Origin of the sequence: Tepidanaerobacter acetatoxydans Re1, assembly GCF_000328765.2 — a bacterium.
Taxonomy (GTDB): Bacteria; Bacillota; Thermosediminibacteria; order Thermosediminibacterales; family Tepidanaerobacteraceae; genus Tepidanaerobacter; species Tepidanaerobacter acetatoxydans.
Map to the genome: position 1 here is coordinate 1,854,077 of NC_019954.2, position 23,846 is coordinate 1,877,922.

At 37.5% G+C, this 23,846-nt stretch carries 23 protein-coding genes; 5 read left to right on the plus strand and 18 right to left on the minus strand.

Annotation, left to right across the window (positions count from 1 at the left end):
- Positions 1-149 precede the first annotated feature (149 nt).
- Both TEPIRE1_RS08950 and TEPIRE1_RS08955 read left to right on the plus strand, forming a co-directional pair.
- The gene (locus TEPIRE1_RS08950) at positions 150-1,337 is read left to right on the plus strand and encodes a polysaccharide deacetylase family protein (protein WP_013778848.1); all 1,188 of its coding nucleotides are present in this window, start codon (positions 150-152) and stop codon (positions 1,335-1,337) included.
- Positions 1,338-1,347: 10 nt separating this feature from the next.
- Positions 1,348-2,076 carry a pseudouridine synthase gene (locus TEPIRE1_RS08955; RefSeq protein WP_013778849.1) on the plus strand — a complete coding sequence of 243 codons (729 nt, stop codon included), beginning with the start codon at positions 1,348-1,350 and terminating at the stop codon, positions 2,074-2,076.
- 76 nt (positions 2,077-2,152) lie between these two features.
- On the opposite strand, the gene TEPIRE1_RS08960 is transcribed toward TEPIRE1_RS08955, so the two are convergent.
- From TEPIRE1_RS08960 to TEPIRE1_RS09045, 18 genes are all read right to left on the minus strand, one after another.
- Positions 2,153-3,166, minus strand: a complete 1,014-nt coding sequence (locus tag TEPIRE1_RS08960; protein ID WP_013778850.1) for an alpha-hydroxy-acid oxidizing protein — start codon at positions 3,164-3,166, stop codon at positions 2,153-2,155.
- A gap of 250 nt (positions 3,167-3,416) precedes the next feature.
- Entirely contained in the window at positions 3,417-5,357 is a 1,941-nt protein-coding gene (locus TEPIRE1_RS08965) for an NAD(P)/FAD-dependent oxidoreductase (RefSeq protein WP_013778851.1), read from the minus strand.
- A gap of 48 nt (positions 5,358-5,405) precedes the next feature.
- A complete protein-coding gene (locus TEPIRE1_RS08970; RefSeq protein WP_013778852.1) occupies positions 5,406-6,161 on the minus strand; it encodes an SDR family NAD(P)-dependent oxidoreductase in 756 nt (251 codons plus the stop codon).
- Between the two features lie 698 nt (positions 6,162-6,859).
- A complete protein-coding gene (locus TEPIRE1_RS08975) occupies positions 6,860-7,276 on the minus strand; it encodes an RbsD/FucU family protein (protein WP_013778853.1) in 417 nt (138 codons plus the stop codon).
- Between the two features lie 32 nt (positions 7,277-7,308).
- Entirely contained in the window at positions 7,309-8,250 is a 942-nt protein-coding gene (gene rbsK, locus TEPIRE1_RS08980; RefSeq protein ID WP_013778854.1) for a ribokinase, read from the minus strand.
- A 13-nt stretch (positions 8,251-8,263) separates the two neighbouring features.
- Positions 8,264-8,875 (minus strand): KpsF/GutQ family sugar-phosphate isomerase, encoded by a 612-nt coding sequence (locus TEPIRE1_RS08985; RefSeq protein ID WP_013778855.1) that lies wholly within the window; start codon positions 8,873-8,875, stop codon positions 8,264-8,266.
- Positions 8,876-8,959: 84 nt separating this feature from the next.
- Positions 8,960-9,871: a 4-hydroxy-tetrahydrodipicolinate synthase gene (gene dapA, locus TEPIRE1_RS08990; protein WP_013778856.1), complete on the minus strand. Its 912-nt coding sequence runs from the start codon at positions 9,869-9,871 to the stop codon at positions 8,960-8,962.
- A 442-nt stretch (positions 9,872-10,313) separates the two neighbouring features.
- Entirely contained in the window at positions 10,314-11,492 is a 1,179-nt protein-coding gene (locus TEPIRE1_RS08995; RefSeq protein WP_013778857.1) for an NAD(P)-dependent malic enzyme, read from the minus strand.
- Positions 11,493-11,564: 72 nt separating this feature from the next.
- Complete coding sequence (locus TEPIRE1_RS09000) at positions 11,565-12,845, minus strand: nickel pincer cofactor-dependent isomerase, group 22 (protein WP_013778858.1); 1,281 nt, start codon at positions 12,843-12,845, stop codon at positions 11,565-11,567.
- Between the two features lie 149 nt (positions 12,846-12,994).
- On the minus strand, positions 12,995-13,747 hold the full coding sequence (locus TEPIRE1_RS09005; RefSeq protein WP_013778859.1) for a fumarylacetoacetate hydrolase family protein: 753 nt from the start codon (positions 13,745-13,747) through the stop codon (positions 12,995-12,997).
- A gap of 39 nt (positions 13,748-13,786) precedes the next feature.
- Positions 13,787-14,665: a dihydrodipicolinate synthase family protein gene (locus tag TEPIRE1_RS09010; RefSeq protein WP_013778860.1), complete on the minus strand. Its 879-nt coding sequence runs from the start codon at positions 14,663-14,665 to the stop codon at positions 13,787-13,789.
- A gap of 61 nt (positions 14,666-14,726) precedes the next feature.
- Positions 14,727-15,845 (minus strand): Ldh family oxidoreductase, encoded by a 1,119-nt coding sequence (locus tag TEPIRE1_RS09015; RefSeq protein WP_013778861.1) that lies wholly within the window; start codon positions 15,843-15,845, stop codon positions 14,727-14,729.
- Between the two features lie 128 nt (positions 15,846-15,973).
- Entirely contained in the window at positions 15,974-16,684 is a 711-nt protein-coding gene (locus tag TEPIRE1_RS09020) for an ABC transporter ATP-binding protein (protein ID WP_013778862.1), read from the minus strand.
- Between the two features lies 1 nt (position 16,685).
- Complete coding sequence (locus TEPIRE1_RS09025) at positions 16,686-17,480, minus strand: ABC transporter ATP-binding protein (RefSeq protein WP_013778863.1); 795 nt, start codon at positions 17,478-17,480, stop codon at positions 16,686-16,688.
- Position 17,481: 1 nt separating this feature from the next.
- The gene (locus TEPIRE1_RS09030; protein ID WP_013778864.1) at positions 17,482-18,456 is read right to left on the minus strand and encodes a branched-chain amino acid ABC transporter permease; all 975 of its coding nucleotides are present in this window, start codon (positions 18,454-18,456) and stop codon (positions 17,482-17,484) included.
- An 18-nt stretch (positions 18,457-18,474) separates the two neighbouring features.
- On the minus strand, positions 18,475-19,344 hold the full coding sequence (locus tag TEPIRE1_RS09035) for a branched-chain amino acid ABC transporter permease (RefSeq protein ID WP_013778865.1): 870 nt from the start codon (positions 19,342-19,344) through the stop codon (positions 18,475-18,477).
- Between the two features lie 68 nt (positions 19,345-19,412).
- Positions 19,413-20,573: an ABC transporter substrate-binding protein gene (locus TEPIRE1_RS09040; protein WP_013778866.1), complete on the minus strand. Its 1,161-nt coding sequence runs from the start codon at positions 20,571-20,573 to the stop codon at positions 19,413-19,415.
- A 119-nt stretch (positions 20,574-20,692) separates the two neighbouring features.
- A complete protein-coding gene (locus TEPIRE1_RS09045; protein WP_013778867.1) occupies positions 20,693-21,712 on the minus strand; it encodes a LacI family DNA-binding transcriptional regulator in 1,020 nt (339 codons plus the stop codon).
- A 215-nt stretch (positions 21,713-21,927) separates the two neighbouring features.
- On the opposite strand from TEPIRE1_RS09045, the gene TEPIRE1_RS09050 reads away from it, so the two are divergent.
- Genes TEPIRE1_RS09050 through TEPIRE1_RS09060 form a run of 3 tightly spaced genes read left to right on the plus strand, consistent with a single transcriptional unit; the run spans position 21,928 to position 23,833 of the window.
- On the plus strand, positions 21,928-22,107 hold the full coding sequence (locus TEPIRE1_RS09050; RefSeq protein ID WP_013778868.1) for a helix-turn-helix domain-containing protein: 180 nt from the start codon (positions 21,928-21,930) through the stop codon (positions 22,105-22,107).
- The gene (locus TEPIRE1_RS09055) at positions 22,100-22,786 is read left to right on the plus strand and encodes a response regulator transcription factor (protein WP_013778869.1); all 687 of its coding nucleotides are present in this window, start codon (positions 22,100-22,102) and stop codon (positions 22,784-22,786) included. The genes TEPIRE1_RS09050 and TEPIRE1_RS09055 overlap by 8 nt, the downstream gene beginning before the upstream one ends.
- Before the next feature lie 9 nt (positions 22,787-22,795).
- On the plus strand, positions 22,796-23,833 hold the full coding sequence (locus tag TEPIRE1_RS09060) for a sensor histidine kinase (protein WP_013778870.1): 1,038 nt from the start codon (positions 22,796-22,798) through the stop codon (positions 23,831-23,833).
- Positions 23,834-23,846 lie beyond the last annotated feature (13 nt).

Below are 23,846 nucleotides of genomic sequence, written 5' to 3' on the forward strand. Positions count from 1 at the left end.
TATAATATTTCTGCAAAATTTATGTTATTTACTCTGTGTTGGCAATGTGATAGGATACTGTTTGAGCATATAAATTTAGAAATTAAAAAAATCAGATATGCAGTCTATTTTTGCTTATGTCATTAATTTTGAAAGGAGTATGTATAATAATGCAGTTTTTGTGCCACTTTAAACTTCAGCAGTCGAAGAATATTGTTTTATTTTTATTATCGTTTTTTATACTAACTTTAAATTTTCCAGCACCTTCATTGGCTGCACAGAATTTACCGGCAGAGCAAAAGGACTCGCTGGCTGTTCTATGTTATCATCATATTGTTCCTGAGGAATCACCGACAAATACGGATGCCACTATTTCTGTTTCAGAATTTGAGCAGCAGATGAAATATCTATATGAACATGGTTATTATACTGCAAAATTAACTGATGTTGAGGAGTTTTTGTATGCCAAAAAGAAACTTCCGGAAAATACGGTGCTTATTACTTTTGATGACGGTTATGAATCCAACTATACATATGCTTATCCCATATTAAAGAAATACGGTTTAAATGCATTGATTTTTTTGATAGGCGGCAGCATAGAAAGTAAGCCGCAAGACCCAAATATCATCCCAAAGCTTTCTTTTGACCAAATACGCGAAATGAGCGATAGCGGGCTTATAGAGTTCGGCAGTCACACTTTTAATGCTCATTATCTTATAAATGAAGAATCTGCTTTTGTTGCTATGAGCCAAGAGCTGTTGTATGAAGACTTTGACAATATGAATGAATTTTTCGACCAAATCGGCTCTCCGAAAATCAAAAGTATTGCATATCCTTATGGCAAGTTTAATGACATGTCAATAGCCGCCTCAAGGTTAAACGGCTACAGCCTTGGGTTTACTGTTAATCAGGGTTTTGTATGTCAAGATGCTTGTCCCATGGCTTTAAATCGGATAATTGTGTTGCCCGGTACGACTTTGGAGAAATTTAAAGTTTTAATTCACGATAGTTCTTTTGTTCTTCCGGAATACTTTGATGGTTCAGTTGTGCTCCGCTTGGATTCTGCAACTGCGTATCGGGATAAAAAGCCGATGCCGCTGGATGCTGCCGCAACTTTTGTAGGTGGAAAATTTACGGCACCGCTGAGTTTCTTTGTGGAAAATTTAGGGTGGAATCTGCTTTGGGACTCTAATTCGCATAAGGTTACAAGGCAGCTTACCAATCAAACGGAAAAATGGTTTACGGTTCCAACTTATTTGGCAGGCGAACAGGTAATGGTGCCCGTAAGGGAACTTGCAGAGGCTATGGGATATGAGGTAATATGGCATCAGGATGATAAGACAGTTGAAATAAAATGAGGTGTAAGCAATGAAAAGTCAAAAACCTGCACGCATCGACAAAATCCTTGCTTCATGCGGCTATGGCAGCCGAAAGGACGTTAAAAAACTGATTAAATCGGGCCAAGTGTCGATAAACGGTGTAATTATCAATGATGCCGGCACTTTGGTGAATCCATCTCTTGATGAGATAATCGTAGCAGGGGAATGTATTTTTTATGAAGATAATGTATATATTATGATGAACAAGCCCCAAGATGTTGTTTCTTCAACCTATGATGATTTTGAAACAACTGTCATTGATTTGCTGGAAGGGGAATACTTCCATCGAAAACTATTCCCGGTAGGCAGGCTTGATAAAGATGCCGAAGGGCTTATATTCTTAACCGATGACGGTAAGATGGCCCATCGGCTTCTGTCACCTAAAAATCGGGTACCTAAAACCTATTATGTGGAAGTTTATGGAAGGCTTAATGAAAGTGATGTTAAAGCCTTTGCCGCAGGTATGGAACTTGAAGATTTTACGGCACTGCCTGCAGAGCTTGATATTTTGGAAAAAAATAATAATATTTCAAGCGCATATGTTACTATATATGAAGGCAAGTTTCATCAGATAAAGCGGATGATGAAAGCCAGGGGTAAGGAGGTTACTTATCTAAAACGGCTGTTTCTTGGGCCGTTAAGGCTTGATGAAGAGCTTGAGCCGGGCATGTGGCGCAAGCTCACAAAGGAAGAAGTGGATTTGCTAAGGGCTATTTAAAGCTCACGGCACATCAATCTTACTCCCCGACAAAAATGTATAAACCAATCACAAACTTCTGCAAGAGGGTATAATTTTAATATATGACTGATGAATTTATGCTTTTAATATCCTTACAGCCTGTAAGAATCATGGCCTGTTTTAACTCATTTGCCATTGTTTCCAGTACCAGTCGCACACCTTCGCCGCCGCCGCCAAAAGCACCGATGATAACAGGTCTTCCTACAAGTACCGCATCTGCCCCCAAGGCTAAATATTTCAGCACATCCACACCGGAACGCACTCCTCCGTCGGCGAGAATGGTTATTTTACCCTTCAGCTTAGCGGCTATGGCGGGGAGAACTTGTGCAACTCCAGGCGTGCTGTCCAGTATGCGTCCGCCGTGGTTTGATACGACTATTGCAGCAGCCCCCGCCTCCAAAGCCAGCTTTGCCTCATCTACGGTCATGATACCCTTTAATATAAAAGGCAGGTCAACAGCCGATATTATTTCTTTTATTTCCTGAAGATTTTTAGGACCTACCGGCTGTCCCATTAATGCCATGGTCACAAGGCCCGCTCCGTCAATATCCATGCCAACAGCAGGGGCATTTATCTCCTCGGCCTGTTTCGCCATTTCAATCACTCTGTGATTTTCCCTGGGTTTTATGATAGGTATTCCATGCCCGTTTTCTTTTTTAATTGCTTCAATACCCGAAGTATAAAATACGGGATTTCCCCCGTCGCCGCACATACCAATAGTTCCCGCATATTTACTGCCTGACATGACCATGCTGATATACTCGGCCTCAGGTATTGCCCCGCCCATATTGTAATCTGAGCCGGTTATAGGAGCTGAAAGAATCGGCATGGAAAGGTCAATTCCTAAAATATTTGTGGAAACATCCGGAGTCTTTGCATCATGCAGTGTTCTCAGATTAAGCTTTACATTGGCCAGTGCCTCTATGTTTGCTGTAAAAGAAGAACCGGTGCCTATCCCTCCCATTCCGGGAACTTCACCGGCACAAGCTATTCCGTTACAGTTCTTGCATACTCGGCAATAACCTTTCATCTTATCGCGCGCTGTTTGTTTTATTTCCTCAAGATTCAATTTGCTTTCACTCCTTGCTTGTCTCAATATATATACTTATTTATTATTTCGACAAGTCAAGGTTATTGTCCTGCTAGTCCTTTCTGAATAATATTCAAAAACCGTTTGTCAAATATCAAAAGGCGGCTCCATATTATACGGCTGCACCGATATCGGTATTAGGAGGTTTCTTGGTATTGCTTACCAACATTTTACTTTCTTGACTTTATTGTCAGATTTACGAATGACTTATAATCTATAATTCTAATAATTATTCTACCGCCATTGCTGCATAAAAGCCTGTACGAATAGCCTCTCCGACTTTTGCTACTTTTTCGGCATCGCCGATTACAGTAGTTTTTATATTGTACTTTGCTCTGATGGCATCCGGAAGATTTGTATCCGATTTTTGACCAAATGCAGTTATAACAGTATCAGCCTTTATTGTTTTTCTTGTTCCGTCTTTCTTTTCGATCACCACGCCATTTGGCTCGATAGCTGTAACTTTACTGTTTGTAAGTAAAGTTACAGCATTTTCGGCCAGCATCCTCATTAAACTTATTTTATTTATCGGCATTGCATCCTGAGCACACTCGCTCAGCATTTCGATAACGGTCACTTTTTTACCCTTCATTGCAAGTTCCAAGGCGGTATCGCAGCCGCTGAGGCCTCCGCCGCAAACAGCAATTTTTTCTCCGGACACACCTTTCTCATGGGCGTCAATCACACCTATCACATTTTTGCCATCAATACCGGGTATATTGGGGATAAACGGCAAAGAGCCTGTTGCAACAAAGATTTTATCGGCATAATCCAAAACAGTGTCGTCTGCTTTTATTTCTGTGTTCAGTTTTATTTTTACTCCGAGTTTCTTAAGCTGGACATCATACCACTCAATTAAATCCCGGATACGTTTTTTAAAAGGCGCTGTTGCGATTATCTTGAGAATACCGCCTATATCATCACTTTTTTCATAAACGGTTACATGATGGCCCTTTATGGCAGCCACGCGAGCCGCTTCCAATCCGCTAGGCCCTGCCCCAATCACGACAATATCTTTTGGAGAATCTGTTTTCGTAATTGGAAAATATTTTTCCATGCAGACCTGTATATTTACCGAGCAGCTTAGCTGTGTAAGCCTGCCGAAAATCCGTCCAATACATTCTTCATTACAAACAATGCAAGGCCTTACATCTTCTCTGCGGTTTTCCATCAATTTCTTGGGAAATTCCGGATCTGCAATAGCTTGCCGGCCAAACATTACAAAATCACAGTCACCAGAGTTTACAAGTTCAAGGGCTGTTTCAGGGGAATGATTTCCTGCATTTATAAGCGGAACGTTTACATGTTTTCTTGCCTCTTTGCATACATATGCCATGCACGCATCTCCCACATATGCCGTAGGGAATATATAATCCATGGTTTCATATGCGCCTGCATCTACATCGAATGCATCAACCCCTGCTTTTTCTAATATTTCAAGCAAAGGCATGCTGTCTTCGAGGGTGCGTCCTCCGGGGAAACGATGGTCCAAGGCGATTCTAAATAATATAGGCATGTCCGAACCTACTGTATTTCTAACAGCTTGAACGATTTCGACTGCAAAACGTGCGCGGTTTTCAGCACTGCCGCCGTATTCGTCGGTTCTCTTATTCCAAATGGGCGATAGAAATTGGTCTATGAGATAACCTGCATGTCCATGAATTTCAATTGCATCAAAACCTGCTTTTTGAGCAAATGATGCCGCTTGAGCAAAGTCTTTAATTATATCTTTGATTTCGTCAACTGTCAGAGCACGGCAGATTACATTCGGGTCATAAAAAGACGGGTTTTCAGAGGAAGAAATCGGCACTCGCTCTCCAATATCAGGCATGCCGTTGCGTCCTGTGCCCGGGCTTAACTGCGCACAAATCTTCGCCCCCCATCTGTGCACTCTCTCACACAAAACAGTAGTCTTGGGAATGGCGCGATTATTGTCAAAAGCTATTGTCGGCCCTCCCTGTGCTGTTTTTTCATTTATGAACTGAGCACCGATTATAATCATAGCAAACCCGCCTCGGGCGCGCTCTTCATAATACATAATGCCTTCTTCGCTTTCTGTCCCGTCTTGCATGGGAGTAAACGTGCCCATGGGCGACATTATAAAGCGGTTTCTTAAATTCATGTTGCCTATTTTCATAGGCTCCAACAATTTTGCATATTTGCTGTCCATCTTATCCGTCCTTTCTAAAATATTTTTTAAATTTTAAAGTGTTCGGCTTTAAACACATGTCCATCCGCCGTCACAAGTCACAATGGAGCCGGTAACATATGTGGATTCATCTGCCGCAAGAAATATAATCGCGGAATCCAGCTCGCCTTCTTTGCCGGGACGCTTCATCGGGGTACATCTTCTTATAAATGAATCCATAGCTGCCATTGCTTCAGGATTGTTTGCTTCAGATGGGAAGAATCCTGGGCAAAGGGCATTTACTGTAACACCTCTTGTTGCCCATTCTGCAGCCGCTGCTCTTGTAAAATTCACAACTCCGCCTTTTGAAGCATGATACCCTACTACAGGAACATCTGCATTTCCCACTAGGCCGAAAATTGAAGCTATGTTGATGATCCTGCCATAACCTCTTTTCAGCATCTCTTTTCCAAATTCACGAGTACACTGAAATGTACCGGTGAGCTCTAAATCTATATTATGCTGCCAGATTTCATTGGTCATTTCCTCCAAAGGTGCAGAACCTCCGCTCCCTGCATTATTAACCAAGATGTCGACTTTGCCAAATTCCTTTATAATGGCTGCTACAGAATCTCTTACTTGATCAAGCTTTGTAACATCGCAGGGAACAACCAGGCACTTTACTCCTGTTTCCCGTATCTCTTGCGCCACTTCTTCAAGTTTATTCTTTCTTCTTGCCATAATAGCCACATCGGCTCCCTGTCTTGCTAAAGCTAAAGCAAATTGTCTTCCCAGGCCCGCAGAGGCTCCTGTTACTGCGGCTACTCTCTCTGTTAAATCGAACATATTCATCTCTCCTTTTTGCTTTTACTGTCCACAGCTCTTATAAGAATTTCGCAAAAAATACTATCTTATTATTAGATTTTATCCAAGCTTTGGCCAGCTTTTTTTGCAATTATTATAATTATAATAACTTTTATTACATATTTTATGTAAACTACATATAAAAAATCGTTTTTTGTGCATTATACACATAACACATAAGCGGGGGGAAATACTAACAGAGCTTCGGGCTTCTGAGAATTTATGGGATTTGCAGATAATCAAGAAGTATCCGCTATATGCATGAGGGTAATAGGTGCGGTCATGTAGTAGATTACTTTAGGAACAGTAACATCCTGAAGGGTTGAATTTATTTTTCTGAATCCTTTTGTATATATTCAGCAAGCTCAGAGGAAATAACAGACTCAAATTCAGTCTCTCGTGTAACAATAGATTATCACTCTCTTTTTATTTTATCAAGTTCTTGGCAAGTTTTAAATCGTTTTTTATTTACCGGATTTCTAAGAAACATAATCGGTTCACTTGTGGCAGCTTATTACATACCGGCTCTTGTATCTTTTTGGGTAGTTCCACTACATTATCGATTTTTTAATCTACGCTAAAACATAAGAAGCAAAGGACTGATATAATCACCTTTGCTTCTTATGCTAGAGAAGATAGTAAATATAACTTTAAGATTTATAGTTAAACAGCTTTCGAGTTTAATTAACCACTCCTACAGTAAGTAGTATATTTGCATATACTCGCTGTTCACCGGTAGCTATTGCAAGCTTTACATTTTCTTTCTTACATTCTTCGTAAAACTTAAACCTATTTAGGTCATAAAGTGTAGCTTCGGTTCCAAGTATTTTCTTGAATTCCTGAAATATGAGCGGTTCCTGTCCGTCGTCCGTGGCCATTACTTCTGCCTTTTCTATAGTAATAGTATTTGATAGTACGTTTAATACCTGAGTTACAGTAGGAATGCCGTGAGATAGATTTATATACGCCTTTTTTGTATTAGTATTGGTATTGCTTTCAATAGGATAATTTCCATCTGCAATAAGTATTTTATCACCATGCCCGCAGCACGCTAAAGTTGACATGATTTCCGGATTTATACATGAGGTTTTGAGCAAATACATTCACTCCTGTCTTAAACTATTTACTCCTAATATTTTTCTATCTTGATTTTTCTGTCATTCATAAACTTTCTCACTTCATTTAAATAAGGTAATGACGGTTGGGCACCCATTCTTGTTACTGATAGAGCAGCTGATGCATTAGCTAGTCTTAGGCAGTCATAATGATCCAGATCCTGCCCAAGGCCAAATGCAAAAGCTCCGACAAACGCATCTCCTGCAGCCGTTGTATCTATAACATTAACATTTATGCCTTCTACAAAGTACTCCTCATCTTTTATATTTAAAAAGTACACTCCTTTGTCTCCCATGGTAATTACTGTATTCTGACATCCCATTTTCAACAATTTTGCAGCGGCTATTTTTGCGCTTTCTTTATTTACAATATCAATACCGGTAAAATCTTTGGCTTCTATCTCATTGGGTATAAAATATGATACCTTCTTTAAATATTCATTGTTTATTTTAGCAGCCGGAGCCGGATTAAAGATAATTGTCTTACTGTATTTGTAGGCAATATCTATAGCTGTATATACTGTTTCCAAAGGAATCTCCAGTTGAAGAATAATTATATCTGATAATTTAATAAGCTTTTCATTCCTTATTATGTCCGATGGTTTTAACAGCATATTTACGCCTGGTATTATAATAATTCTGTTTTTCCCATTGTCTTCAAGAGTAACAAATCCCACTCCTGTAGAATCAGAATTATCTTTAATCACATATTCTGTATTAACACCGGCTGATTTTAGGCTATTTATCTGGGAATCCCCAAAACTATCTTCCCCTACTTTACCTAACATTGTAACATTAGATCCCAGTTTTGCAGCTGCTACTGCTTGATTTGCACCTTTTCCGCCAGTAAATTGAGAAAAGGAATGACCAATTATAGTTTCACCCTCTCGTGGAGCTCTTGGAGTTTTAGCCACAAGATCCATCATAAAGCTTCCTATTACAAGAATTTTAATCATTTATTGTCACCCTTTATATTATGTCTTCAAGTTTATGCTTTTCTAGTAATTTTTTGCCAAGACTTCCACCAGGATGAAATACAGCAAAGTTTTCTTCCTTGAAACCTTTCATAACAGAAAGAGTAATAGCTATGGAATCTCCTACTGCCAAAGTTGCTGTTGAACTAGAAGTAGGAGCAAGATTCAACGGATCTGCTTCATTTTCCACTTTAACTTCTATGTTTATATCACTGCATTTTGCTAACGTGGATTCCTTACTGCCTGTGATAGAAATTATTTTTGCACCAATTATTCTTACAGATGGTATCATATTTAATAACTCTTTTGTTTCCCCACTATTTGAAATAGCAAGGACGATATCATCTTTAGTGATCATACCTAAATCTCCATGTAATGCTTCAGTAGCATGCACAAAAAAAGATGGCGTGCCTGTGCTTGATAAGGTAGCAGCAAGCTTTTTTCCTATGTGCCCGGACTTACCCAAACCAGAAACTACAACTCTTCCTTTACACTCATACATGGCCTTAACAGCTGCTTCAAAGTCCTCACCAATTGTAGTTGAAACACTTTTTATAGCTTTTAGTTCTGTTTCCATTACTTGTCTAGCGGTTTCTATTATTTCCATTTATCTCACATCCGCTCAAATTATTTATAGAGTTGAAACTGTGAGATTTCATTTTAAAAAATGAAATCTCACTACTAAATTTAGTTAAATAAGTTTAATCTCTTCAAGAACTTCCTTTAAATATTTCCTCTCTTCTTCAGTCAAGTTGTTTAATGGCATTCTTACACCACCAACTTCAATTCCAGTAACCATTTCAACAGCAGCTTTTAGAGCAGGTATCGGATTGGTTCTACTATTTATGCCTAGCGCTCTAGTAAACCTAAATATTTGTCTATAAATTTCAAGACTTTCTTTAACTTTACCTTCATAGTATTTTGTAAATACCTCTCTAACCTTATCTCCAAGTATTAACGAACCTCCACTTACAATCCCTACAGCACCCTGTGCCAGCGTAGGCATAAGCATTATATCGTCACCGTTGAAAATTAAAAATTCGGGATTAATATCTTTGACAGCAAAATAATAGTCTGTAATCTGCACGGGATTAATCCCCGACTCATCTTTTATTGCAAAAAACTTTTTGCTTTGTTTTATTAACTCTCTTACTGTATTTGGTTCTATGTTCACTCCAGTGAATATTGGTATATTATAAATCATAATATTGGTATCGGTTTCTTTAGCAATCCTTAAGTAATTTTCATATATAGCTTCCTGAGTAGGTTTACAATAATATGGTGCAACTATCATACATGTATCTATTCCTAGTTTAGTAGCTGCATTCGTCAATTCGATGGTTTCTCTGGTAGATGCACACCCAGTTCCAGCTATTATTGGCTTTCTGCCATTCACTACTTTTACGGCCGTCTCATAGAGTTTTACTTTTTCCTCAAAAGTCAGGACATTAAATTCTCCTGTCGTTCCAGTAACTATTACAGTATCCAAATAATCTCTTTCAATTGCATAGTTTAATAGCTCCTCAAAAGCTTGATAATTTACTTCCTCATTTTTTCCGAAAGGTGTAATAAAAGGTAATAGTATTCTTCCATATTTATTCATTAGAGCATCTCCTTTAATTTTTAAGTTTTTTGTGAATATAATTCTGTGCCCTTAAATTTTACTTATTCACATAAATAGGGCGAATTCGCTATTTTGATATTTTTTAGCCAAAATACTTATGTTCTTTAAAATTTTATTTTTTGTTTAGAACTCAATAAAACTGTTTCACCTCCCCTAAACAATTTAAAAATATCAAATAGCTTTACTTGAATTTTTTACTTGGTCTATTAAAATAAAACTTCGTAAGTGCCACTATATAATTCACATATGTTTTGTTTTCTTTCGAGTTTACATTGGGATTCTTATTAATAAATCAATATCTAGCTTCATGCTTTAAATATTTTGATAGATAAACTTTTTAAATTGAGTATGCAAATTATAGAAAACCTTTTCTTTTAAGTATAGACTATACTATATTTATTCTTTTTCAATGATTTTTTACTTATTCAATTCTAGATACTCCAGAATTTTTGGCCGCTTTTGAAACTGCTTGGGCTACAGTTTTGCCTACCTTAAGATCCACAGCAGAAGGAATAATATATTCCGCTGATAGTTCTTCTACTGACACGAGATCAGCAATTGCGTAAGCTGCTGCTAACTTCATATCATCATTTATATCATATGCTCGAACATCGAGTGACCCACGAAATATACCGGGAAAAGCCAACACATTGTTAATCTGATTCGGAAAATCCGAGCGACCAGTAGCCACAACTTTAGCACCTGCTTTTAGGGCTTCCCTAGGCATAATCTCTGGTATTGGATTAGCGCATGCGAAGACTATAGGATCTGGAGCCATAAGTCTTACCATTTCAGGTGTTAAAGCACTCGGTGCCGACACTCCGATGAATACATCAGCACCTACAATTGCATCCATAAGTGTACCTTTGAGCATATTCCGGTTAGTAATATCGGCAATCTCTAATTTGGCCACATTAAGATTTTCTCTTCCCTTATAGATTGTTCCAGTTCTGTCACATAATACAACATCAGATAAACCACAAGAAACTAAAAGCTTCGCAATGGCTATTCCAGCAGCACCAGCCCCACTTACAACAGCCCTTATATCTTTCATCTTCTTTCCAACTACACGCAGAGCATTTATTAAACCTGCAAGTATAACAACGGCAGTACCATGTTGGTCATCATGAAAGATCGGTATATCACATAATTGTTTAAGCCTTTTTTCAATTTCAAAACATCTAGGAGCAGAAATATCTTCCAAATTTATCCCACCAAAACTGCCTGACAATAATGAAACCGTATTCACAATATCATCAACATCTTTTGAACGTATACATAAAGGAAAAGCGTCAACATCTCCATAAGCTTTGAATAATGCACACTTTCCCTCCATAACGGGCATGGCTGCTTCTGGTCCGATATCACCTAAGCCTAGAACGGCAGTACCATCTGTTACAACTGCTACTAAATTCCACCTTCGGGTATATTCATACGAAAGATCAGGATTCTTAGAAATCTCTATACATGGCTCTGCAACACCTGGAGTATAAGCAATAGATAATTCTTCATTGGTTCTCACTTGCACTCTTGCTGTTACCTCAATTTTGCCTTTCCATTCTTTGTGTTTTTGCAATGCTTCTCGTTTTATATCATGCATTCCGTTTCCTCCTGTATCAAATATAATTGTTTTCCTGCTGAATTTAAATTAGCCAATTCGGTGTTATTATTGCTATTCAGCCCAACCGTTGACGTTACCTAAATTATCAAAAGTAACTCTCATAAGATCACCGACAATTGTTAAGTTAGGCATCTTCTTGGCAATTGAAATCAGGGCCTCAGAAATATAAAACGAATCCATACTCAATGTGTTTTTAATCCATACTATTCGTGGTCCAACTCCATGATCCATTTTTGTTGATGTTTGTATACACATCTTAAATGCCAGATAGTCGTTAGGCATAATCATTGGTATTTTTACTCCAATAGGATCTCGACTAGTAATTGCATTGGGATAAGAGATTTCAAGATTCATCTTTTTGAAAAACCTTTCAGTAGTTACATCCGCATTTCCTATCCCACATCCATTACCATGAGATTTATTAGATAAATCTAGGACAGCAATGCGTTCAATAAACGGTTCGGAAATACCGAGAATTGCTGAACGACCAGTAACGTTGGGATCCATCCCCGCACCGCTAATATCTTTACCTATTTCATCTACATATAATATATCTACCTTGCTGAAAGGAATTTTGGGTACAAGAGATTTAGCTTCAACTAATAAAACCGGTTCCTCTTTTTCTATTTTCTCTCCAGGTATAGCTGCCAACTTATAAGTTTCATGAAAAGCATCTTCTATGATACCTATTCCAAAAGCTACATTCTTTTTATCTATTACTACTTTAGCTATTTCCATTATGTTCTTCGACATAACATCAAAACCATATTTATGGCAAGTGGCGGCTCCATGCTGTTTACCAAGCCCTATAGCTAACATCTTCATCAAACCGCTTTCTACCGCACCTCTAAAATCCGTATGAGGTTTAATTCTACCAACAGGAATTATGCAATCAGCATCATTTGCAAATTTATCAATATGTACCGGAATACCTGAGGAAGTTATTCCGATTTCAATAGTATCCATACAGGATTTTATAGGAGCCCCTACTGCTTCACTAGTAATTCCATATCCAGCTAATATCTCTTCCTGACCCATAGCTGTTGCACCACCATGACTACCCATAGCAGGTATTATAAATGGCTTGCCACCGCAGTCTTTTATTGTTTGAACTAAGCAATGAATAATTTTATCTATATCTTTTATTTCCCTGCTGCCTGTAGCAATAGCTACCTTATCCCCGGGGCGTATACGTTCTAATACGTGACGCTCTTTAATAGTCTCTTCTAGCTCGTCATTAATGTTTTTTATGTTACCTCTTCTTATGTTATAGTTAACTTTCGCAAACCGTGGTATTTTAACATCTTGTAATAACACCTCATATATATTCACAACCCTATCGCTCCTTTTTTATCAACCTGTTGCTTATTGGTATTATGGTATATGCTTTGTGTAAATTACTTAATACTAATTGGCATAAAGACCTTATCGGTATAAAAGAAGCTAAAGTAAATTCATATTTCCTTGTCCATGTATAGAAGTTATTTTACATAATTTATCAGTCTGCCAATATTCTCTATTTCAACTATAACCCTATCACCTTTTTTCATTGGACCAATCCCTGACGGCGTACCGGTTAAAATAACATCTCCAGGAAGGAGGGTCATTATTTCAGAAATATAGCTTATCAGAGTATATGGGTCAAAAATTAAATGGCATGTATTTGATGACTGTTTAAGCTCATGATTTAAATAAGTACGAATATCTAGATTCATCGGATCTAATTCTGTTTCAATGCATGGACCGAGAGGCAAAAATGTATCGAAGGATTTTGAAATAGTCCATTGACCATTAGAAGGTTGAAGATCCCTTGCAGTAACATCATTGCTACAAGTGTATCCAAAAATGTGTTCTTTCGCTGTTTTAACGCTTATATTTTTTGTTTTCTTGCCGATTACGATGGCAAGTTCTCCTTCGTAATCCACTCTGTTGGATAATTTAGGGTATTCTATATCATCCATATTGCCTATAACCGAAGTTGAAGGCTTTATAAATATAACTGGATTCCGAGGAACTTGTGCATGGGACTCTTCTATATGGTCACGATAGTTCAAGCCTACGCATACTGCTTTGCTTGGCATGACAGGTGGTAATATTTTTATGCCATCTAAAGGAATTCGTATATCTGATACAACAAAATCACCAAAAATATTTCCTTTTATTAGCATGACCTCTTTATTCTTTATAACACCATATGATATATTATCATTCAGCTGAAATGACACTATTTTCATATTTCATACCTCCATGGTAAAATACCCAATTAATAACAATTAAAGTTCCTTCATTAGTACCTCTAGTTTCTCTTTTTCGACGGTAGATGCGCTCAATATTGGACTTCTGCAATAGCCTGAATATCTACCAACAAACTGAAGTGCTTGTTTAATTCGTCTAGGAAATTGTGGTCCTGATATGATCTGCCAAATAGGATACATCTTATCTTGCAATGCTCTAGCACCATCATAATCACCACTTTCAACGAAATCCCATATCTTGAGGCACTGCTCAGGAAAAAGAGTCAAGATAGCAGCAATAGCTCCGTCTGCACCTAGGGCAAATGTTGAATAAAGCATATCATCAGTTGCACTATAAATAAGCCCTTTATTCCCACACATAAGTTTCATTTTATAGAAAGCTTGTATCCCGCCAACACTTTGTTTGATGCCGATAATATTTTCTACGTCAAGCATGCGATAAAAAAGTTCAGGAGTAATTTCATTCTGCGGCACTACATTATAAATAATCACTGGTAAACCAACATCTTCTGCAATACTTTTAAAAAATTCGTAGTTGCCTGCATTATCAGGCACAAGGACATTATAATAGGTCGGAGTTACCATTAAAGCATCTGCTCCAGCTTTTTTTACTGCTAACCCTGCACGAATTGCATCTTGCGTTGAGTTTCTTATAATTCCTGCTACTACTGGAATTTGGTTTGCATTTTCCTCTTGAATTATCTCTACTAATCTGGTTAGCTCATCGTCATGCAAAGCTGCACCCTCACCAGTACTGCCACCGGGGCTTATGCCATGTATTCCTGTGTTTAACAAGTATTTAACTTCTCTTCGAAAGATAGTTTCATCAATCTTTCCATTTACATCAAAAGGAGTTACTACTGGGCAAATAATTCCTCTAAATTTAGTATCTTTCATAATTATATATCCTTTCTGCTATATAACTAATTTTCCAGCTTATGCAAAACTAAATCAGACATTATCGATTGTCAACATATAGATCATTTTGTACTGGTATCAAATACTTGCGTAAAGGAACGTTGTACCTTTTACAAATATCTTTAATTTCTTTGAGGGTCTTCTCGTTAATAATAATTCCGTTCTTCATACGATCTACACTATTGAGAATCTCTTTTTCGCCATGAGTATATACTCTACTAGCCCCTTTAGCCTTTTCTGAATCGCGTAGCTTTTGAAGAAACTCAGATAAATACTTCTCTATATATTTTTTGTCACCGAAAATGCCATAATCAATGGCGATAAATGCATGGCAGCACTTTTCCACATTTTGTCTTTTTCGAACAAGATCACTTGTGTATCCTCCTGAAAGAATGGCAGTAAATATTTCAACAGCTAAAGCAAGACCATAACCTTTATGACCTCCGAATGTCTCTCCTGCACCACCTAATGGAAGAATTCCTCCACATATCTTTTTGCTAATACATTCATTTACCTCATTTGGATTGTCGCTAACTTCACCTTCTTCGTTCACACCCCATCCTAAAGGTATAGGTTGTTCTCTTTTTATATGCACCTCCAGCTTTCCTCTAGGAACAACTGAGGTTGACATATCTAAGAGAAAAGGATATGGTTTAGCAGGCATACTAATTGCAATAGGATTCGTCCCAAGCATCGCCCGTTTCCCGTAAGTTGGGACAACCAAAGCCTCAGTGTTGGTCATTGTAATACCGAGCAATCCTTCTTTAGCAGCCATTTGTGAATAATATCCAGCAATGCCAAAATGAGTGGAATTTTTTACAACTACTATTCCAACCCCAAATGTTTTTGCCTTATCCATTGACATACTCATTGCTTTGACGCTGGTAGGGTGTCCTATTGCGTCGTCGGCATCGATTACCGCTGATAATTTCGTTTCTTTAATAACACGAGGTTTAGCATTTAAATTAATTCTTCCAGTATCAAGACCATATTGATATAACCACAACCTCTGCAGGCCATGTGACTCAATGCCAAATAAATCTGCAGTCAAAAGCACATCTGTAATACAGCTACTATCTTCATTGGAATAACCTAGTTTTTGAAAAATCATTAATGAAAGTTCTTTTAGACTTTCGTAATTATATCTTTTTTCTACCATATTTACATCCTCCAATTAGCCATTTTACCCAACATAATATAATTTAAAGTTTTCTTGTCAAACCCTTTCATAAGTTCTTTAATGATAAGCCAAAAGGTTCAGGCCCAGTGTTATAATATGACGTTTAATCATCCACCCAAATATGCCTTTTTAATCTCGGAGCTGTTCATAAGTATATTACTATCTCCGCTTTCTTTTATATATCCGACTTCAAGTACATAAGTTCTTTTAGAAATTGACATAGCCATATATGCATTTTGTTCAACTAAAACTACAGGTATTTTTCTATCCCTATTAATTTTTACTATAGCTTCAAACATTTCATCTACAAGAACAGGTGCCAAACCAAGAGATGGTTCGTCAAGCATGATTATCTTGGGATTACTCATTAGGCCTCTAGATATTGCTAACATCTGCTGCTCGCCACCACTAAGTGTTCCGGCGGTTTGTCGAGAACGCTCCTTTAGCCGAGGAAACATGTCATATGCCGATGTAATGTATTCTTCCAACAGACTTTTTGAATATTTTTTGCTATAAGCACCCATTTCAAGATTTTCCCTAACAGTCATATTTGCAAATATTTCGCGACCTTCCGGTACATAGACAATTCCTTCAGTCACAATCCTATGAACATTTAAGTTGCTTATTGTCTTCCCTAGAAACTCGATCGAACCACTAACAGGTCTATTAATTCCCATTATAGTTTTCAATAAAGTAGACTTACCAGCACCATTAGACCCAATAACTGATACTATTTCGCCTGGATGAACCTCCATTGATACATTGAAAAGTGCTTGAACTTTTCCATAAAACACATCTATGTTTTTTACTTTTAACACATCAATCACCCCTACTTACCCTTACTGCTGATGCATATTTTTCTCCGAGGTAAGCTTTAATAACCTCATTGTCTTTCTGGATTTCTTCCGGCGATCCCTCCGCAATTTTTTTCCCAAAGTTAAGTACAGTAATCTTGTTACTAACATTCATTACAACATCCATGTTATGCTCTATTAATAATAAATCTATCCCCAAATCATAGGTCTTTAACAAAATATTTACAAATTCTACACGTTCAGAAGGATTTAATCCACCAGCTGGTTCATCTAGTAATAAAAGTTTAGGCTTCATCATAAGTGCACGCCCTAACTCTGTCATTTTTTGCCTTCCGTAAGGTAAATTACTTACCTTTTCATTGCGCCATTTATCAATCCCTATAAATGTTAAAACTTCCCTAGCACGTTCTTTTAGTATTTTTTCTTCTCTTTTTGCTGTATGACAATCAAATAAAAATTTATACATTCCCATCTTTGTCATCTGATGTCCGCCAACCATAAGATTTTCAATCACAGTCATAGAATTAAAAAGTTTTAAATTCTGAAATGTTCGGCCAATACCCTTTTGAGCGATTTTATATGTCGGCATTCCACTGATAACAGTATCATTGAATCTTATTACACCACTTGTAAGCGGCAATACACCAGTAATCAAATTAATTGTTGTAGTCTTTCCCGAACCATTTGGACCTATAAGTGCATGTATGCTTCTTTCTGCCATTTCAATGGTAAGATCTTCTACAGCAACAAGGCCGGAAAATTTCTTGACCACATTTTCTAGCTTTAATATCGTTTTCACTTCACCTTCCTCCCTTTTTAGGCTTAAGATTGTATGTGATGGGCAATTTCACTCTCTCTAATGGTTTAATGAGTGTTATAATACCATTTGGTAGTAGAATGGCAAATATTAGCGTTATCACGCTAAATATCAACCAATAATAATCTTTCAAAAACCTCAACAGCTCAGGGAGAATTGTAACTGTTATTGCTCCAATTATGTTTCCTTCAACGGATCCTATTCCCCCAATCATCAGCATCACCAGATAATTAATTGAAATATCTTGAGTAAAGCCCATTGGATTAATATATCCGATTAGATGTGCATACATTGCTCCTCCAAGGCAACCATAGAGTGTAGCCAAAGTAAATGCTTTAATTTTAATGTCAGCAATATTTATTCCACAGGCTTCTGCTGCCTCTGCACTGTCTTTAATTGATTTAAAAGCCCTGCCCCACTTGGAGGCCACTAACCGTTTTGCAGTTATGCACAGCAGAACAGTAATAAATAAATATAAGTAGTAGATTTTAAACGCATTATCAAACTTAAAACCAAACAAAGAAATACATGGTATGTTTTGAAGTCCTTGCGCACCACCCGTAAAGTTAGCCCAATTCGTGAGAATTAATCTGACAATTTCACTGAAACCTATTGTTGTCAGTGATAAATATACACCTTTGACGCGTAAACTTGGATAACCTAATGCATGCCCAATAATATAACCAATTAACAATGCAAACGCTATACCAAGCCATGCTGAAACTCCCAGCTTAATGGACAGTAATGCCGATGAATATGCCCCCATCGCATATATACCAGCAGTCCCAAGATTCATTTGACCAGTTAGACCCGTGATGAAATTTAAACCCATCACAACAATTATATTAATAAGCGTCTGGTTTAAAAGCATATGATGATACGCATTTTTATCTATGACTGGTAACGCGACCAATATGACGGCTAATATTATCAGCAATATTATCTTTGGTTTTTTCATCCTTCAAGCCCTCCTATATCACTTTCTGTTTCCTAAAACCCCTGTTGGTTTAAAAAGCAAGAATGCTATCAGCAAAACAAAGGCTACACAGTCTTTGTATACTGCAGGAAACACCGTAACGCTTATATTTTCAAGTATTCCTATAATCAAGCCACCAACAATTGCTCCAGGCAAATATCCAAAACCACCTACTACACCCGCTGCAAAACCCTTTAACCCAATCATATTAGCCATGGTATTGTCTATATTAAAAAGCGGAATTACCAAAATACCTATGGCTGTGCATATCATAGCACTCAACGCAATAGTTAATACTATATTCTTTGTAACATCAATACCCATAAGGCTCGCGGCCATTTTATTCTGGGATACACAGCGCATAGCCTTGCCCGCTTTTGTTGCCTTGAAAAAAAATTGCATTACTGCGACAATGATAAGGGATACAACAATTATCCAAACATTAGCCCGTGCAATAATTACATTTCCGATTTTATATTTACCCGATAAAAACTTAGGAAGAGAAAAAGGAGCAGGCCCCCAGATTATTCTTGCTAATTCTGTAAGTATTCGACCTAAAACGATTGTTCCCATAACAGCAAATATTGGAGATGACATGTTTCTCAACGGGTTAAATATCGTCATAGCCACTACTGCACCAAATATAAACATTACTAATAAACTCATTATAACGCCCATCATAGGAGTCATATTCATTCTTAATATAAATGTTCCAGCAAAAAGATACGCACTTATCATAATGAACTTGTCGTGACTGAAGTTTAATAAACCTGTAGAGTTCCAAACTAATGTATATTCAATAGCAACCAATGCGTATATGAAGCCCATGGCTATGCCGCTGACTGTTAATTGTAATGCGTTTTGTATCATATTATTACCACCTCTTAACGGCTTGCTATTCCATGGTAAGTAGAGGAATAGCAAGCCATTTTATTTACTTACCTAAACACAGTATCAATTACATTAGGTACTTTGTTTTTGATTTGCACAATCTTTGCTTCATTTATCATATCGCCTAATTCATTACAGTTAAATGTCCCGATAATGCCCTGCACATTTTGTGTTTCCGCAAGAGCCTTACGGATAGCATCAGGATCGGTAGAACCAGCCCTTTCAATAGCATCGGCAAGTACGGTCATCGCACCATAATATGATGCGGCATAAAGTTCTGGTTTAACATTATATTTTGCTTCGAAACGTTTTACAAAGTCCTGAACAACGCTCGATTCATCGGAAATAGCAAAATCGGTAACAGAATACCATCCTTCTACCTCTTCAGAATCCACCATGTCTAGCACCTGTTGCATAGTTATACCAGCAGAGGCAATGATTGGTTTCCCCAAGTTAAGCTCATATGTCTGACGAGCGAACAATGCAACCTCTGAGTCATGCGTCCAAGAAATTATTGCATCAACATTCGCATTCTTGAATTTCATGATTTGACCAGTTAAATCCTTGTCTCCCGAATTGTGCCCCTCGGCAACATACTCAATACCTACATATTTTAGATAGCTTTCAATAACGTTTTTACCACCGATACCAAAGTCATCATTATTGTAAGATATGCCGACTTTTTCAGCGCCAAGTTTTTCAACAGCGTATTTTGCTGCTGCCTCAGCAACCATAGTATCTGACGGTCTTATTCTAAATAAATAAGGATTTCCTAATTCTGATAATTTTGGGCTTGTACCCCCTGTTAGAAATGGCATACCAGCATTTTTTAAAATTTGATCCACTGCCATAACATTACCACTAAGATGAGGCCCAATTAGAGCTACAATATTATCATTAATAATCTTGTTAACCGCATTCACTGCACCTGTCTGCGTCGATTGATCATCTTCTACTACAATAACAACTTTTTTGCCAAGTAAACCGCCGTTTTCATTGATCTCATCGCAACGCATTTGCACACTTTGCTTTGTTCTCTCGCCTGCTAAGGGAAAGCTACCTGTAATGGCTGTAACAACACCTATTCTAATCTCACCATCAAACTCCGAAGATATCTGAGTTTCGGATTTTTTAGCAGTTGACCCACAACCCACTATAGTAATTACCATAACCAGTGCAATTATTGTAAAAATAATTTTTTTAACCACTTTTCTCCTCCTTTTTACTATTATGTTAATTTCAATTTCACAAAACTATTTATCAAGCATCAATATAGCACCTCCCAATGGTAAAATATAGAAAACGTTTTCTTTTTTTGGTAAAAAATTTAGTTTATTTTCTTTACTGAATTTCCTATACTCATTTCTGGAACCATTATAAATTCTTTAAAATCTGCACTTTCTACACCGTTTTGGATTCTATATAATACTGTCTCTCCTGCTTTTTGCCCTATCGCAAAGGTATTTTGAGAAATCACAGTTAATCTTGGATCAATTAAGTCCGGTGTACTTATATCGCCAAAAGAAACAAGTGAAATATCTTCCGGAATTTTTAGACCAAACTCACGCAATGCAACCATTATGCCTTCGGCCATAAGGTTGTTTGCTGCAAATATCGCCGTAGGCAGGTCATTTTTATTATTTAAAATCAGTTGCCTGGCAGCATTATAGGCATCCAGCCTTTTGAAATTTCCTTGTAATACATAATCATCTCTTAGTTTTATATCATCATCTTCCAGAGCCTTTTTATATCCTGCAAACCTTTCTGCCCCTGAACTTACTTTTAGAAGACCGTTTACTATTCCGATTTTTTTGTGGCCCATTTGTATAAGATATTTCGTAAGCTTATATGCTGAGCTGAAATTATCTTCGACTATAACATCCGCACTGCAATTAGGAACCTTTCTGTCAATTAATATTATAGGAAAATTTTTTTCCGCCAATTGATTAATATAAGAACTATCAGTATTGCATGAAGCTAGAATAATGCCATCAACTCGTTTTTCGCTCAGAAGTCTAAGCAAGGCATGTTCTTTCGACGGATTCTCATCAGTGCTGCAAAAAATAAGATTATATTTTTCCGGGCCCACAACGCTTTCAATACCCTTTGCTATTTGCATAAAGAACGGGTTTGAAATATCAGCTACTACAACACCAATCATATTTGTTTTTTGTTTTTTCAAACTTCTAGCTACAGCATTGGGCTGATAATTCAATTCACTTATAGCTTGTAATACTCTCTCTTTTACTTCATCACTTACCGGGTAGTTTTTATTTAATACTCTGGAGACTGTTGAAATTGAAACATTAGCTCTTTTTGCAACTTCAGTTATTGTGACTCTCCTCAAAGTATGCACTCCTTGTTTTTATTAACATTATAGAAAACCTTTTCTATAATGAGTATTCTACATTAAATCTAAAAGTCCTTCTTTGAGAATTAATTTTTTAAAGAAGTGGATACCCGTAAACTGATAAGAATAAATCATATTTATCCTGTCAGTATGTTGCTATTATTCTGCTGTCCGAATATAATATTGCTACGAACCAGAAAGGACGGGTGATTATGGATTATATTTCTGCCCCGGAGGCGGCTAAGAAATGGAGCATTTCAGAGCGACGAGTACAAAAACTTTGTGAGGAAAACCGTATACCCGGTGTGGTAAGGTTCAGCCGAATGTGGCTTATTCCAAAAGACGCAACGAAACCCGTTGATGGACGGAGAAAGGAAAAAACCAATGAATAGAATATTACTTCTTGAAGATGATTTAAGCCTAATAGATGGACTTTCCCGTTTACTAAAAAGGCAGGGTTTTGAATTAGATATTGCCCGAACCGTAAGAGAAGCCAATACCATTTGGGCAGACGGTAAATACGATTTATTGATACTGGACGTGTCCTTGCCGGACGGTTCCGGCTTTGAGGTATGTCAAAAAGTACGTCAGGTATCCAAAGTGCCGATTATCTTTTTAACTGCGTCAGATGAAGAAATGAATATTGTTACAGGGCTTGATATTGGCGGTGACGATTATATCACCAAACCCTTTAAACTAGGGGTTCTCATATCGAGAATTAACGCTTTGCTTCGGAGGGTAAAGAACTTTGGAACGGCGGATACGGAGATAATATCCAATGGAATAAAAGTTTTGTTGCTGCAAGGACAAGTATATAAAGATGGGCAGCTTTTGGATTTGACAACAGCCGAGTACCGATTACTTTGTCTGCTCATGCAAAATCCCAACATCATACTATCCAAAGAAAAAATTCTGGATAAGCTATGGGACGGCGAGGGCAGCTATGTGGACGATAATACATTGGCGGTATATATTCGCAGGCTAAGAATGAAGATAGAAAACAATCCGGGTGACCCGCAAATGCTGCTGACAGTCAGGGGCATGGGTTACAAATGGAATGTATTGAATTGAGGTGGACAGGTGAAAATTTTTACCAATAAGGATATTAAAAATTTCTTTGTTGCAATATCGTGCATATTAGGCGGTTTTATCCTTTTATTTCAGTTATTTGTAAGGCTGTTTTACGGCACATTGAACCTTGCCATGCTATTACTGTCTTTGCTCGCTGCATTATGCATTTTAGGAGTTTGCTTTCTCTATTTTCGTAAGCAAAATCAGATTATGGAAGAAGCCGCATCTCAAATCAATTTATACCTTTCAGGAAATACAGATATCCGAATTGATTGTGACAAGGAAGGCAGCTTGTATAAGCTTTTCCATGCAGTCAACACATTGGCTACGGCGCTCAATGCTCATGCAGTAAAAGAACAGAAAGTAAAAGAGTTTTTGAAAGGTACTATTTCCGATATTTCTCATCAGTTAAAAACTCCCCTTGCCGCTCTCGCTATCTACAACGGACTTTTACAGGACGAAACGGAAGATATTACCGCTGTAAAAGAATTTGCAGTAAAGTCAGAGAAAGAGATTGAACGGATTGAAATGCTCGTTCAAAACCTCTTGAAAATTACGAAATTAGACGCAGGTGCTATTGTTATAAAAAAGGCACCTGAAAATATAGCAAATATGATGAATGATATCTATCAGCATTTTGAATTTCGTGCCAATGAGGAAAAGAAAATCATTACCTTGTCAGGGCCAGATGATACCATGCTTTTTTGTGACAGAGATTGGATAACAGAAGCCATTAGTAACATTGTAAAAAATGCACTTGACCATACGAACGCAGGAAGTCAGATTACAGTTGAGTGGAAAAAGCTCCCGGCTGTCATACAGATAACCATAAAGGACAATGGCAGCGGCATACACCCGGAAGATATACACCATATTTTTAAGCGATTTTACCGCAGCCGCTTTTCAAAAGATACGCAAGGTATCGGCCTTGGATTGCCGCTTGCAAAAACAATCGTAGAAGCACACGACGGTAATATCACAGTGGACAGTGCTTTGGGTAAAGGTAGCACATTTGTTATAAATTTTTTAAACCTTACTAAAATGTAAGCGGAAATTCATG